Origin of the sequence: Ornithinibacter aureus (genome assembly GCF_009858245.1) — a bacterium.
Classification (GTDB): Bacteria; Actinomycetota; Actinomycetes; order Actinomycetales; family Dermatophilaceae; genus Fodinibacter; species Fodinibacter aureus.
The window spans coordinates 1,461,854-1,474,346 of record NZ_VMSB01000001.1; the positions used below are offsets into that span (position 1 = coordinate 1,461,854).

General features: G+C 71.3%; 12 protein-coding genes. 3 read left to right on the forward strand and 9 right to left on the reverse strand.

The window, feature by feature from the left end:
* Window positions 1-187 precede the first annotated feature (187 nt).
* The 5 genes from C8E84_RS06875 to C8E84_RS06895 form a co-directional block, all read right to left on the reverse strand.
* Window positions 188-1,777, reverse strand: a complete 1,590-nt coding sequence (locus C8E84_RS06875) for an IS1182 family transposase (RefSeq protein WP_159900655.1) — start codon at window positions 1,775-1,777, stop codon at window positions 188-190.
* Window positions 1,778-1,841: 64 nt separating this feature from the next.
* Complete coding sequence (locus tag C8E84_RS06880; protein WP_159900657.1) at window positions 1,842-2,690, reverse strand: PHP domain-containing protein; 849 nt, start codon at window positions 2,688-2,690, stop codon at window positions 1,842-1,844.
* Between the two features lie 30 nt (window positions 2,691-2,720).
* Window positions 2,721-3,326, reverse strand: coding sequence for a MaoC family dehydratase (locus tag C8E84_RS06885; protein ID WP_343041491.1), 606 nt, complete (start codon window positions 3,324-3,326; stop codon window positions 2,721-2,723).
* A 50-nt stretch (window positions 3,327-3,376) separates the two neighbouring features.
* Window positions 3,377-3,820 carry a hypothetical protein gene (locus tag C8E84_RS06890; RefSeq protein ID WP_159900661.1) on the reverse strand — a complete coding sequence of 148 codons (444 nt, stop codon included), beginning with the start codon at window positions 3,818-3,820 and terminating at the stop codon, window positions 3,377-3,379.
* 10 nt (window positions 3,821-3,830) lie between these two features.
* Entirely contained in the window at window positions 3,831-4,007 is a 177-nt protein-coding gene (locus C8E84_RS06895) for a hypothetical protein (RefSeq protein ID WP_159900663.1), read from the reverse strand.
* A gap of 277 nt (window positions 4,008-4,284) precedes the next feature.
* Here C8E84_RS06895 and glpK point away from each other — a divergent pair, with 277 nt between their 5' ends.
* The gene (gene glpK / locus C8E84_RS06900; protein WP_159900674.1) at window positions 4,285-5,802 is read left to right on the forward strand and encodes a glycerol kinase GlpK; all 1,518 of its coding nucleotides are present in this window, start codon (window positions 4,285-4,287) and stop codon (window positions 5,800-5,802) included.
* 1 nt (window position 5,803) lies between these two features.
* On the opposite strand, the gene C8E84_RS06905 is transcribed toward glpK, so the two are convergent.
* Together C8E84_RS06905 and C8E84_RS06910 are read right to left on the reverse strand one after the other, a co-directional pair.
* A complete protein-coding gene (locus C8E84_RS06905) occupies window positions 5,804-6,826 on the reverse strand; it encodes a serine hydrolase (protein ID WP_159900676.1) in 1,023 nt (340 codons plus the stop codon).
* Window positions 6,823-7,869, reverse strand: a complete 1,047-nt coding sequence (locus C8E84_RS06910) for a DUF2332 domain-containing protein (RefSeq protein ID WP_159900678.1) — start codon at window positions 7,867-7,869, stop codon at window positions 6,823-6,825. Before C8E84_RS06910 ends, C8E84_RS06905 begins: the two co-directional genes overlap by 4 nt.
* A gap of 54 nt (window positions 7,870-7,923) precedes the next feature.
* Here C8E84_RS06910 and C8E84_RS06915 point away from each other — a divergent pair, with 54 nt between their 5' ends.
* On the forward strand, window positions 7,924-9,426 hold the full coding sequence (locus C8E84_RS06915; protein ID WP_159900680.1) for an aminopeptidase P family protein: 1,503 nt from the start codon (window positions 7,924-7,926) through the stop codon (window positions 9,424-9,426).
* Window positions 9,427-9,450: 24 nt separating this feature from the next.
* Here the strand turns inward: C8E84_RS06915 and C8E84_RS06920 are convergent, their stop codons facing one another.
* Both C8E84_RS06920 and C8E84_RS06925 read right to left on the reverse strand, forming a co-directional pair.
* Window positions 9,451-10,191, reverse strand: a complete 741-nt coding sequence (locus C8E84_RS06920) for a PIG-L deacetylase family protein (RefSeq protein WP_159900682.1) — start codon at window positions 10,189-10,191, stop codon at window positions 9,451-9,453.
* 9 nt (window positions 10,192-10,200) lie between these two features.
* Window positions 10,201-10,755: a YflT domain-containing protein gene (locus C8E84_RS06925; RefSeq protein ID WP_159900684.1), complete on the reverse strand. Its 555-nt coding sequence runs from the start codon at window positions 10,753-10,755 to the stop codon at window positions 10,201-10,203.
* Between the two features lie 336 nt (window positions 10,756-11,091).
* On the opposite strand from C8E84_RS06925, the gene C8E84_RS06930 reads away from it, so the two are divergent.
* Window positions 11,092-12,486, forward strand: a complete 1,395-nt coding sequence (locus C8E84_RS06930; RefSeq protein WP_159900686.1) for a D-alanyl-D-alanine carboxypeptidase family protein — start codon at window positions 11,092-11,094, stop codon at window positions 12,484-12,486.
* Window positions 12,487-12,493: the final 7 nt, after the last annotated feature.

Here is a 12,493-nt window from a genome sequence, read left to right on the forward strand (position 1 = left end):
CTAGGAGACTGCTGAACAAGGCGGTGTGCGAGTGACGGTTTCCTCGTGAGGACGGGCAGGACACCTCAAGGCGGTCTGTGCCGCAATGGAAAGTCAGCGCTCAAGGCGCGACAACGAGTTCGTCCTGCCCGTCGTATCGACCTTGCGCCCGGTGCGTGGGGCCTGTCAAGGGCCGTGGCCCCCTTCTTCAGGTCAGCGCCCAGGCCCCGTCCTGGTGGGTCAGCCCGAGCGCGAGAAGGCGGCGCAGGTTGAGCGCGGCGGAGCGGTGATGCAGCCAGGCGTTGTTCTTGACCACGCCGCGGTAGGGCACGCGCCGGTTGCCGCGGGTAAGCCACGCGATGGAGCGTTCGACCATCGGCCGATGCTGGCGGTACACGGCTTGGAAGTCGGGATGCTCAGCGCGTGCCCGGTGCTCGCGTTGGAGCTGATGGTGCTCGCCGAGGCTGACTTTGCGGCCGGTTGCGGCGGTGGTGCATCTGGCACGTAGCGGGCAGCTACTGCAGGCAGCACCAAAGGTGGCGGTGCCTTTAGTGCTGACCCGCCGGGTGATCCCGGCCGGGCAGGTCAACGTGGCGGCCGCGCTGTCGTGGGTGAAGTCGTCCAAGGTGAAACCATCCTCGACCGCGGGCCGCGACGGCCAGGGTTTGACGACCGGCTCCCAATTGCGCCCGGCGAGGGTGGCGAGCATCGGCCCCGAGGCGTAGGCGGAGTCACCCAGGACCTGCACGTCGGTGGCGTCGGCCAGGGTGGGGTCGGTGGTGACCAGGTCGGCGCCGACCGCGGCGTCGGAGTTTTGACTCCCGTTGGTCTTGGTCAGTGCGACCTTGGTCATCAGCCCGGTGTCGGGCTCGATGACGACGTGGGCCTTGAACCCGTCCTGGCGACGCTGCCGCGTCTTGTGCGCGTGCCGGGCGTCGGGGTCCACCGTGGAGATCACCCGGTCCGGTGCGGTCTTGCGGGCGATCCGCCACCGCCCGTCGGTGCCGTCGGAGCCTTGCGCGGGTTCCACGTCCTGCCCGGCGACCAGCGCCAGCAGCGCGATGGCCTCGGCTGGCTTCCCGCCCGCCGCCTCGATGGCGTCGGTGTCGAGCGCGCCCAGCAACGCCGCGGCGTCGTTGACCAGGGCAGTGACCAGGTCCTCACGCGCGTCGTGGTCGTCCCACGCGATCCGCGGCTTGCCCGTGGCCGTGTAGTCCTGGCCCGTGACCACGGCCAACCGGGTGCAGTGTGCGGACACCAGCGTCGGGGCACCGTCGACCTCACGGGTGACCCGGCGGATCGACGCGATCAGCTGGGTGACCGTGTCCTGACGGGCGACCGCGTCGTCGAGCACGGTGGAGTCCAACGCTCGCCGCGTCTTGCCGGCCAGGACTCCTGTGGCGGTGATGACCTCACGCACCACCTCGAAGATCCGCTGCGGACGCTCACTGGCCGCGAGCTGCTTACGCCAGTACGTCAACGTCGAGGGGTGGAACCCGGACGCGTCGACCGCGTACCCGCACGCCGCTTTCCACCGCAGGTCGAACGTGAGCGCGTCAACCGCCTCACGGTCGGAGTACCCGTGCAGCGACTGCAACACCAACACCGACGCGATGACCTCGGGCGGGATCGAGGGGCGGCCCCGCCCCGAGGGGAACAAGTCCGTGAACAGCTCCGGCGGGAACAACGCATCGCGGTGCTCAGCCAAGAACGCGAACACGCTCCCAGCCGGCAACAGATGCCCCGCCAACGACTCCACATCCAGCAGATCACGCTGCCGGTCAGCCTCACCCTGCATGACCCCAACGATCCCAGCCCAAGGTCAACCCGGCCCCCCGCCACGCGGATTCTTCAGCAGTCTCCTAGGGGGTCACGACGGGCGTCCCCGTGCCCAGGGCCTCGATGACCTCCAGGGCAGCCGGTGACGTCGTGTGCTCGCCGATCCGGTTGAGCTTGCCGGTGCCGTGGTAGTCGCTGGACCCGGTGATGACCAACCCGAGCGCCCGCGCGAGGTCCGCGAGGTGCGCCACGGCATCCGCGGGGTGGTCGCGGTGGTCCACCTCGATCCCTGCCAGTCCCGCTGCGGCCATCTCCTCGATGAGCACGTCGGCGACGACCCGGCCCCGGTTCACCGAGCGCGGGTGGGCGATGACGGGCACGCCACCAGCCGCGCGCACGATCTCGACGGCTCGCACCGGGTCGGGAGCGTAGTGCTCCACGTAGTAGGGGCTGCGTCCACCCAGCCAGCGCGCGAACGCCTCATCGCGGTGCCCGACGACCCCGGAGGCCACGAGCGCGTCGGCGATGTGCGGGCGGCCGGGAGTGGCACCGGGTTCCACCTGCGAACGGACCTGCTCGATCGTGACCGGGATGCCGTCGGCCGCCATCTTCGCGACCATCGCGTCGAGCCTGGTGTCGCGGCTGTGCCGGGCCCGTTCGAGCTCGGCAACGAGGTCGGGGTGCGTCGGGTCGGGCAGGAAGGCGAGCAGGTGGATGCTCTGGTGACGTCGGCTGCACGAGACCTCGATGCCGGGAACCAGCCGGATGCCGTGGCGCCGCGCCGCAGCCGTCGCCTCGTCCCAGCCCAGCGTCGTGTCGTGGTCGGTGAGCGCCACGACGTCCAGCCCGGCAGCGACCGCCTGCCCCACGACGACCGCGGGCGGCTCGGTGCCGTCGCTCGCGATGGAGTGGGTGTGGAGGTCGATGAGCACCGAACCAGCGTAGAGGTCTCCTGAGCCCGCTCAGGCGGGGGACACCGGTCCCGGCCAGTTCTTGTCCGGGACCGGTGTGGGGCGGCCGGGCTGTTCGCCGCCGCGCTCCTGTAGGTAGTTCTCCTTGGGCACCATGACCTTGCGCCGGAAGATGCACACGATCGTGCCGTCCTGCTTGTAGCCGATGGTCTCGACGTGCACCACGCCGCGGTCGTCCTTGCTCGTGCTCTCCCACTTGTCGAGCACGGTGGTCTCGCCGTAGAGGGTGTCGCCGTGGAACGTCGGCGCCACGTGGCGCAGGCTCTCGATCTCGAGGTTGGCGATCGCCTTGCCGCTGATGTCTGGCACCGACATGCCGAGCAGGATCGAGTACACGTAGTTGCCGACGACGACGTTCTGACCGAACTGCGTGGTCTCCTGCGCGTAGTTGGTGTCCAGGTGCAGGGGGTGGTGGTTCATCGTGAGCAGGCAGAACAGGTGGTCGTCGTACTCGGTGACCGTCTTGCCGGGCCAGTGCTTGTAGGTGGCACCGACCTCGAACTCCTCGTAGCTGCGACCGAACTGCACGACGTCACTCCTTGACCTGCTGGCGGGCTTGGGCTGCCATCCTCCCAGCGTGCACGCGGCACACCCCATGGGTGTGCCGCGTGCGTTGCCTCACACGTCGTGCTCGGTCGCGGGGATCGTCAGTGTCGGCGCGGCGCGGTGCGCGAGGCCATCCGCGACCCGATGACCAGCAGGAAGCCGGCCACCAGCAGGGCAGCGCCCAGGGCCGCGATCGCGGTCAGCTCGACGCCGGTCCGAGCCAGCACGGAGACCGGCTTCGTCGGAGACGCGGACGGGGACGGGGACGGCGACTGTGAGGACGACGGCGACTCCGACACCGTCGGCGTCGGCGTGGGTGACGTGCTCGGCGTCTCGCCCGTGCCGCTGCCACCGCCGCCGTAGCGGTAGGCGGTGGCGTCCACGGGCTCGGTCTCGCCCTGGGTCACGACCGTCCCCTCGTCGGTCCACGGGCCAGTGCCCGTGGCGTCGGCGAAGACCGGAAGTTGGAAGACCTGACCCGCGGCGGTCGATGCCACGGTGGCGGTGAGCGACGTGGCCGAGCAGGCGGTGACCGTCATGGGCACCTGAGCGGTGTCAGCCCGGGGGCAGGTCGATGGTGAAGGAATCACCCCCACAGTGCCCGTCGGCGATCGTCCCCGACAACGCCAGCTCGATGAAGTCCCAGGACGTCGCCTCGGTGTCCGGAGTGACCACCACCGAGATGGGGTCGGTCACGGGCGAGCTCACGCACTCGGCAGCCTGGGCACTCATGGCGTCCAGCCCACCAGGGCGAAGCCCAGGGCCACGGCGGCCAGCCCTCCCTGGACGGACGCACGCCAACGGACAGCACTCTTCACGACGATCCCTCCCTAGGGTGGCGCGACCCCGGCCCTCTGGGCCGGCTTCCCCCGCGCACACAAGACAACAGCCGTGAAAACGTAACAAGATCTCGGCGGTCCGTGGCACGATTCCTGAACGACTTTGCCCCGTGCGCAGATTCGCCGCACCGGGCACCAGGGCGAGGACCACAAGGAAGTGCCAGCAACCCATGACTGACTTCGTCGGCGCAATCGACCAGGGCACGACGAGCACGCGGTTCATCGTCTTCGACCACGACGGGATGCCGGTGGCGAGCCACCAGCTCGAGCACGAGCAGGTCCTCCCCCGCGCCGGGTGGGTCGAACACAACCCCCTGGAGATCTGGGAGCGCACGCAGGCCGTCATCGGCAGCGCCCTGACCACTGCCGGCCTGGCCACGAGCGACCTCGCCGCGATCGGGGTGACCAACCAGCGCGAGACCGCCATCATCTGGGATCGCCGGACGGGTCGCCCCTACTACAACGCCGTCGTCTGGCAGGACACCCGCACCGACTCGATCGCCAAGGCACTGGATGCCGATGGGCGTGGGGACGTCATCCGGCGCAAGGCCGGTCTGCCCCCAGCGACTTACTTCTCCGCGGGCAAGGTGCAGTGGCTGCTCGAGAACGTCGAGGGCCTGCGCGCCGCCGCCGAGCGGGGCGACGCCCTCTTCGGCACGCCCGACACCTGGGTCGTGTGGAACCTCACCGGCGGGCCGGACGGCGGCATCCACGCCACCGACGTCACGAACGCCAGCCGCACCATGCTCATGGACCTGACGACCCTGGACTGGGACGACGAGCTGCTCGGCTTCTTCGGCATCCCCCGGGCGATGCTGCCGACCATCCACAGCAGCAGCGACGCCACCGCCTACGGGATGACGACCGTGGACCGCAGTGGCGCGGCCGGGGTGCGGATCACCGGCGTCCTCGGCGACCAGCAGGCGGCGACCGTCGGTCAGGTGTGCTTCGCGCCGGGCGAAGCCAAGAACACCTACGGCACCGGCAACTTCCTGCTGCTCAACACCGGCGAGGAACTCGTGCGCAGCAGCAACGGCCTGCTGAGCACGGTGGCCTACCGCTTCGGCGACGCCAAGCCGGTGTACGCCCTCGAGGGGTCGATCGCGGTGACCGGCAGCGCCGTGCAGTGGCTGCGCGACCAGCTCGGCATCATCTCCGGCGCCTCCGAGGTCGAGCCCCTCGCGGCATCCGTGCCGGACACCGGCGGGGTCTACTTCGTCCCGGCGTTCAGTGGGCTGTTCGCCCCCTACTGGCGAAGCGATGCGCGCGGCGCCATCGTGGGCCTGTCACGCTTCAACACCAACGCCCACGTGGCAAGAGCCACCCTCGAGGCGATCTGCTACCAGTCTCGCGACGTCGTCGACGCGATGGCCGCCGACTCCGGGGTCACCCTCACCACCCTCAAGGTCGACGGGGGCATCACCGCCAACAACCTGTGCATGCAGCTGCAGGCCAACATCCTCGGTGTGCCGGTGTCCAAGCCGGTCGTGCCGGAGACCACGGCCCTCGGTGCCGCCTACGCTGCGGGGCTCGCGACCGGGTTCTGGTCGGGCACCGACGAACTGCGTGCCAACTGGGCCCAGGCGCAGCGGTGGGAACCTCAGTGGACCGACGCGCAGCGGCGCGACGGCTACGCCGGGTGGCGCAAGGCGGTCGAGCGGACCCTGGGCTGGGTCGACGTAGAGTGACTCAGGCGAGGCCGTCTGCCATCGCCCGATGACAGATGTCGGCGACCTCGTTGATGGTGCGCCGACCGTGGCTGAACCCGGCAGTGCTTCGCGACAGGATGCTCAGCACGTACTCCCGGTCCGCGCCACTCACCCACCCTGTCGAGTTCAGGCGATAGCCGTCGGGCAGGGGTCCCCAGCCGTTCTTGGCCGCCACGTGCACGCGTCGCGACTCCGGGGCGAAGGCGCCCCACCGCTGCTGGGGCACCACATCGGCCATGAGCATCCGGGCGATCGTGCGACGGCCCCCGTCGAGCACCCGATCAGAGGACAACACGGCATCCACCATGAGCGACAGGTCTCCGGGGACGGTTCGCCAGAAGCCCCACCACCCCGAGTCGATCTGGGTCTTCGTCATCCCGACGAGCCCGGCGACCCGCTCGACCTCATCGCGCCCCACCTGGGCGAGCAGGGTCTCGGTCGCCCCGTTGTCGCTGCGGGTGATCATCCGCCTCGCGAGGTCGCGCTCGCGCTCGGTGAGCTCTTCACCGGCCTCCTGCGCCTGGCGGAGCACCGTGGTGAGCACCAGCACCTTGATGGTGCTGTAGCAGAACCCCTCGCTCGCCTCGTGGCGAAAGCTCTGCCCGCGGCGCAGGTCCACGATCTCCAGGCCCAGTCGCCCGCTGCGCCCCGACAGGTACTCCTCGAGCCGGTTGGCGAGTTTCGGCGCCTCCACCGGCGAGGCCTGGCCCTCGGGAACGCCTGAGGCGCCCGCCGTCGGGCTGGGCGAGGGGGATGCCGTGGCACCGGAGGGTTCGCCGGTCGACCCTGGTGCGGTGGTCGGCCCAGTCGTCGTCTGCATCGCCGGGGATGCAGCGGCGTCGTCACTGAACAGCTCGCGAACCCCGAGGCCCAGCGCCCCCACCCCGAGGAGCGCGCCCCCACCGACGACGAGCCGGCGCCGGGCGATGACCTCGGGCGAGGGCCGTCGCGGTCGCCGGAGGTCGACCCGTCGCGGGTCGTGGGGCCTGGGCGGTGACGTCATCGGGACAAGCGTACGGGCGGGCCGTGGTGGTCCCCGACGCCCAGGACCTCCCCGTCGAGCTCGACCCGGGGAAGCCCGGGCGTTCCGCTCCCCGCGGCCGCCGCCCAGTCGTGCTCGAACGCGACGTGGGCGAGCGGCATCCGCCCTCGCGCCGCCCGGACCGCGTCCTGCACGGCGGCGGTCTCATCGGCAGGCCAGTACATCCGGGTGACGGAGTGCCACACCACCGTGAGGACGCCGTCGGGCACCGGTTCGGCGAGCCGCTCGGCCACCCACTGCGAGGCCGGAGCCCGGTCGACCACGACAGGGTGCTCCCTCGCGACCGCGAGAGCCGCCGCGAGTCGTGCGTGGCGCTCACGCTGCCACGGCCACACGAAGGAGGTCAGGTAGACGCCCCCCTCGGCCGCCGCCGTGTCGACCGGGGCCAGATCGCACCCCCGGCGGTCGACGACCTCGAAGGTCTCCGGCCGGAACCCCGGTGCACCGCAGTCCGGCACCACCAGGCCCGCGTCGACCGGGCCCGCCGACCACCCCTCACCGACGAAGCGGTAGCGGTCCACGAGCAGCCCGAGACCTCCGGAGGCACCGGGTTCGAGGAGCCGGACCCGGTGCAGCCCGCGTCGGCGCAACGCCTCGGACACCCCGACGAGCAGGGCCAGGGTGCGGGCCGGTTCGTTGGTCTGCGGGGCCACGTCCAGGCTGGAGCGCAGCTCGTCACGGTGCGCCTGCAGCGCCGGCCGCACGGCATCCCACGCGTCGCGGGGGTCGAGGGCGCCACCCAGCGCGGGGTAGAACCCCTCGAGCTGCGGGGCCTCGCCCCGCAGGACGATCCTGAAGAGCCCGGCGAGCATCCGCAGGTGCGGCATCAGCTGCGCCGGTGCGTCCTGCCAGCCGTCGAAGATCTCGCGGGTGACTCCGCCGGCCTCCCAGTCGTCGGCCATCCGTGCGAGGAGCGCCGCGTAGAGGTGGTCCTCAGGGCCGAAGTGCGCGCGGAAGCGGTCGGCGAGCGTCCCACCCGCGACCCCGCCGACGTCCTGACCCATGGCAGCAGGCTACGACGAGAACACGGCGCGACCCGGCCGTGGGAGCATGGCCGGGTGAGCGAGGAACAGCAGCAGGCAGACAACCGCGCCCGGGCGACGACCGATGAGTTCCGGGCCTTCGTGCGTGACGGGTGGGCACCACGGCGCCCCACCGTGACCGGGCCGAGCCCCGCGGCGGCCCCGGCTGCAGCACACCGGGCACTGGTCAGCGCCGCGTACCCCCGCCAGCGGCTGATCATCCCGGCCGGTGGCCTGAAGGTGCGCAGCAACGACTGCGACTACGTCTTCCGTCCGCACACGGCCTTCGCCTGGCTCACCGGGCTCGGCGCCGACCGTGAGCCCGATGCCGTCCTCGTCCTCGATCCCGTGATCGGCGCCGACGGCACCGACGGCGGTCACGACGCGGTCCTGTACTTCCGGCCCCTCGCCGACCGCGACAGCGACGAGTTCTTCGCCGACTCGCGCTACGGAGAGTTCTGGGTCGGCGCCCGGCCCTCCATCGCCGACATCGAGCTCGAGCTGGGCCTGACGGCCCGCCACGTCGACGAGTTCGCCGCGGCGGCATCCAAGGATGCCGGTGAGATCACCGTGCGCGTCGTGCGCGACGCCGACCTCGCTCTCACGGCACGGCTGGATGCCGCCCGCGTCGAGAACGGAGCGGAGCAGGAGGGCCTGAAGGAGAGCGACGACGCGCTCGCCCACGACATCTCGCACCTGCGGATGTGCAAGGACGACTACGAGATCGAGCAGATGCGCGCCGCGGTCGCCGCGACGCACCACGGCTTCGACGCAATGGTCTCCCAGCTCGCCGTGGCGGCCGAGGCAGGTCGGGGTGAGCGGTGGCTCGAGGGCACCTTCGCGCTGCACGCTCGCCACCGCGGCAACGGCGTCGGCTACGACAGCATCTGCGCGGCCGGAGACCACGCGAACACGCTGCACTGGATCAAGAACACCGGTGAGGTCCGCGAGGGCGACCTCGTGCTCATCGACGCCGGCGTCGAGGTCGACTCGCTGTTCACGGCTGACGTCACCCGCACCTTCCCGGTCTCCGGGACGTTCACCGACGCCCAGCGCGAGATCTACGACGCCGTGTACGCCGCCCAGGAGGCCGGCATCGCCGCGGTCAAGCCCGGCAACACGTTCTCCGACGTCCACGCGGCCGCGATCCGCGTCATCGCCGAACACCTGCACGCGTGGGGGCTGCTCCCCGATGGCGTCTCGGTCGAGGACACCCTGGACAAGGAGCACGGGCAGTACCACCGCCGCTGGATGGTGCACGGCACCTCGCACCACCTGGGCCTCGACGTGCACGACTGTGCCCTCGCGACGCGTGAGGAGTACATGGACGCCGAGCTTCGCCCGGGCATGGTGCTCACCGTCGAGCCGGGCCTGTACTTCAAGGCCGACGACCTGCTCGCACCCGAGCGGTTCCGCGGCACCGGCGTGCGCATCGAGGACGACGTCCTCGTCACGCAGGACGGCTGCGAGAACCTCTCGGCGGGGATGCCGCGCACCTCCGCCGACGTCGAGGCCTGGATCGCGCGCCTGCGTCCCTGACGGTCGAGCGCCGCCGCCCGCGCCTCAGCCCCGGCGGATGACGTCGAACAGGGCCGCGTGCTCGACACCGACCGCCTGGCCTCCACCGCCGAGGATCATCTGCAGGAGCTCCCGAGGCTTGGGGAACTCCTCGGGGAGGGCGTCGTTGTAGGCCGCGTGGGCCTCCAGTGAGTGCACGGCGGCCTCGAAGTGCTCACCCGAGACGTCCACGAAGTGGGTCGGGGTGTTGCTGGCGGCCACCGCCAGCGCCTTGACACCCCCCCACGGCTCGAGCCCTTCGTCGGCGAGGGAGGTGTGCAACCACCGGTTGCCGGCATCCGCGACGGCATCCAAGGTGGCCAGCCCGACGGCGCGGTGGTCTGCCTGGTTGACCATGCCGGTGCCGAACCGCTCGTCCCACGTGCCGGTGACGACGAGATCGGGGCGCTCCCGCCGGATGGCGCGGGCGATGGCGCAGCGCAGGGCGACCCCGTACTCGATCGCCCCGTCGGGGAGCCCGCCGAACTCCACGACCTCGACGCCGACGCGCCGGGCACTCTCCCGCTCCTCGGCCTCGCGGACCACCGCGGCCTCGTCCGGGTGCATCGTGTCGATGCCGGCCTCGCCGCGGGTGAGCAGGAAGTAGCTCACGCTCGCGCCCTCGGCGACCCACCGGTGGACGGCCGCGGCCGTGCCGTACTCGATGTCGTCCGGGTGGGCGACGACGCACAGGACACGGGCGAATTCGCCCTCGAACGGCTCGAGGTGGGGGCGCGCGTCAGTCATGGGGCAAAACTACGCCCCGTCGGTGCGAGCCCGCTCGGCTTCCTGTGCCCGACGAACCTCCTGCATGGCGGCACGCATCGGGTCCATCTCGGTGAGCAGCTCGCGGCCGCGTTGCACGTGCTTGTGCTCGCAGAGCACCTCGTACTTGGCCGCCACGACCTGGCTGACGGAGGTGAAGTCCCGCTCACCACGGGTCAGGCGGTACCCCACGGCCGCCCAGACCATGCCGAAGAGGGCACCGAAGGCGACCGTGCTGACGACGTTGAGGATGTTGAACCCGCTCGGGTCGAACAGCGCGAAGATCGTCCCGACGAACAGGCCCAACCACGCACCGGACAGGGCGCCCGCCCCGAAGACCCTGCCCCGGGTGAGGCGCCCGGTGACCCGCTCGAGCTGCTTGAGGTCGGTGCCGACGATGAGCAGGTCCTGGACGGGGAACTCGTTGTCGGAGAGGTAGTCGACCGCCTTCTGGGCCTCCTCGTAGGAGTCGTACAGGCCCAGCGACATCGGGTACTGCAACGACAGGGCGGCCCGCAGGCCGGGGCGCATGGGCTGGCTGGTCATGTCACCCATTATCCCCCGGTCCGCGCCCCTGACTGCGCACGGGACCGCCCGTTCGGGGATGCTGGGGTGGTGCCCCTGCCCTGGTCGTCCCGGTCCGACCCGGGTTCAGTCCGCCCGCGTGGTGTCCGGGCTGCGGGCGCAGCGGTCCTGACCGTCGTCGTCGCGGGGGGCGGAGCAACCCTGCTCCTGCACCAGGACGACGGGGCAGCACCCGCTGCGAGCGCGACCGCCGCGCCCTCGGCGGCGGCGCAGATCTCTCCCTCCCCGGCGCCCCCCTCACCGACCCCGACACCCTCGCCGACCCTGACACCCCGCGCCAGCGGCACCCTCCCCGAGGTGACGCGCGTGACGGGCAAGGACCGACCCGCCCTGGCGGTCGCGGCCAGCCGCGCCATTGCCCCGGCGGACCGGCCCACCCCGGTGGTCTACCTCGTCGCCGACGATGCCCTCGACCTCGGCTGGGCGGCCATTCCCGCGGCCACCGCCCGCGGTGGCGTCGTCCTGCTGACACCCGCGCACCGGCTGCCCGCCCCGCTGGCGACACAGGTGCAGCGGATGGCTCCCGACGAGATCGTGCTCGTGGGAGGCATCAGGACGATCTCGGATGCCGTGGCCTCCGCCGCCGCTCGCCTCACCACACGCGTGGTCCGGGTCGACCGGGACGATGCCGCCGGGGCGGCCAGGGACATCACCCGGGCGGCCTTCACCACCGCGGCCGAGGTCAGGGTCGCCGAGGGGGGTTCGACCACGACGCTCGCCACGGCATCCGTGGCCGCGGCCGCCGACGGGGTCCCACTGCTGCTGACCGACGAGGGATCCACTACCCCGACCGCCGCGGACGAGTCCGTGGCGCAGGTGCTCGGCGCCGACCTGGTGACCGTCGGGGCAGACGACGACACCCGGCCCGTTGCCGCCCGACCGGTCTCCGAGGTGGTGGTGATTCGGGCCGGCCGCGCGGTCGAGGCGTTCACGGGTGCAGCCCTGGCCGCGGCCTCAGGCGCAACCCTGGTCGCGACGGCGCCCCACTGCCTGCCCGCAGCGAGCAGGGATGCCGCGTTGGCCCCGACGGTTGCGACGGTCACCATCGTCGGCGGTGAGCAGTCGATCCGCAGCAGCGTCGACAGCTTCCAAGGGTGCCGCAGCCTCACCGATCCCACGAGTTCGTGGGTGCTGGTCAACAAGCAGAACCCGCTCTCCCCCATGAGCTTCGAACCAACTGACCTGACCGTGCCCGCCATGCCGCACGCCGACGGTCACCAGCTGCGTCCGGATGCCGCGAAGGCCTTGGCGGCCATGGCCGCAGCCTCGGTCGAGGAGGGCGCCGGCGTGATCGGCATCGACACGGCCTACCGCTCCTTCGAGACCCAGGAGGCGCTGTACGCGAAGAACCTTGCCCGCCGCGGCCGCGCCTGGACAGACCGCTGGTACCTGCGCGCAGGCTTCAGCGAGCACCAGACCGGGTTGACGGTGGACCTGCTGCCCATCGGACGCTCGAACTGCACCATCAACGACTGCATCGACGAGACCCCCCAAGGGGTGTGGCTGGCCAGGAACGCCTGGCGCCACGGGTTCCTGCTGCGCTACGAGAAGGGACAGACCCCGGTGACCGGCGTCGGGTTCGAGCCGTGGCACTTCAGGTACGTCGGAAAGCCCTTCGCCGCGGCCTACACCGAGGGCGGGTGGCGCACCTACGAGCAGTTCCTCGGACAGCCGGCCGCCCCCACCTACTGACCGATCC

Bases quoted from the DNA above. Each gene is read 5' to 3' on its own strand.
- C8E84_RS06875 (WP_159900655.1), bottom strand. From the start codon at position 1,777: ATGCAGGGTGAGGCTGACCGGCAGCGTGATCTGCTGGATGTGGAGTCG.
- C8E84_RS06885 (WP_343041491.1), bottom strand. From the start codon at position 3,326: ATGGGGTGTGCCGCGTGCACGCTGGGAGGATGGCAGCCCAAGCCCGCC.
- C8E84_RS06895 (WP_159900663.1), bottom strand. From the start codon at position 4,007: ATGAGTGCCCAGGCTGCCGAGTGCGTGAGCTCGCCCGTGACCGACCCC.
- glpK (WP_159900674.1), top strand. From the start codon at position 4,285: ATGACTGACTTCGTCGGCGCAATCGACCAGGGCACGACGAGCACGCGG.
- C8E84_RS06905 (WP_159900676.1), bottom strand. From the start codon at position 6,826: ATGACGTCACCGCCCAGGCCCCACGACCCGCGACGGGTCGACCTCCGG.
- C8E84_RS06910 (WP_159900678.1), bottom strand. From the start codon at position 7,869: ATGGGTCAGGACGTCGGCGGGGTCGCGGGTGGGACGCTCGCCGACCGC.
- C8E84_RS06920 (WP_159900682.1), bottom strand. From the start codon at position 10,191: ATGACTGACGCGCGCCCCCACCTCGAGCCGTTCGAGGGCGAATTCGCC.
- C8E84_RS06925 (WP_159900684.1), bottom strand. From the start codon at position 10,755: ATGACCAGCCAGCCCATGCGCCCCGGCCTGCGGGCCGCCCTGTCGTTG.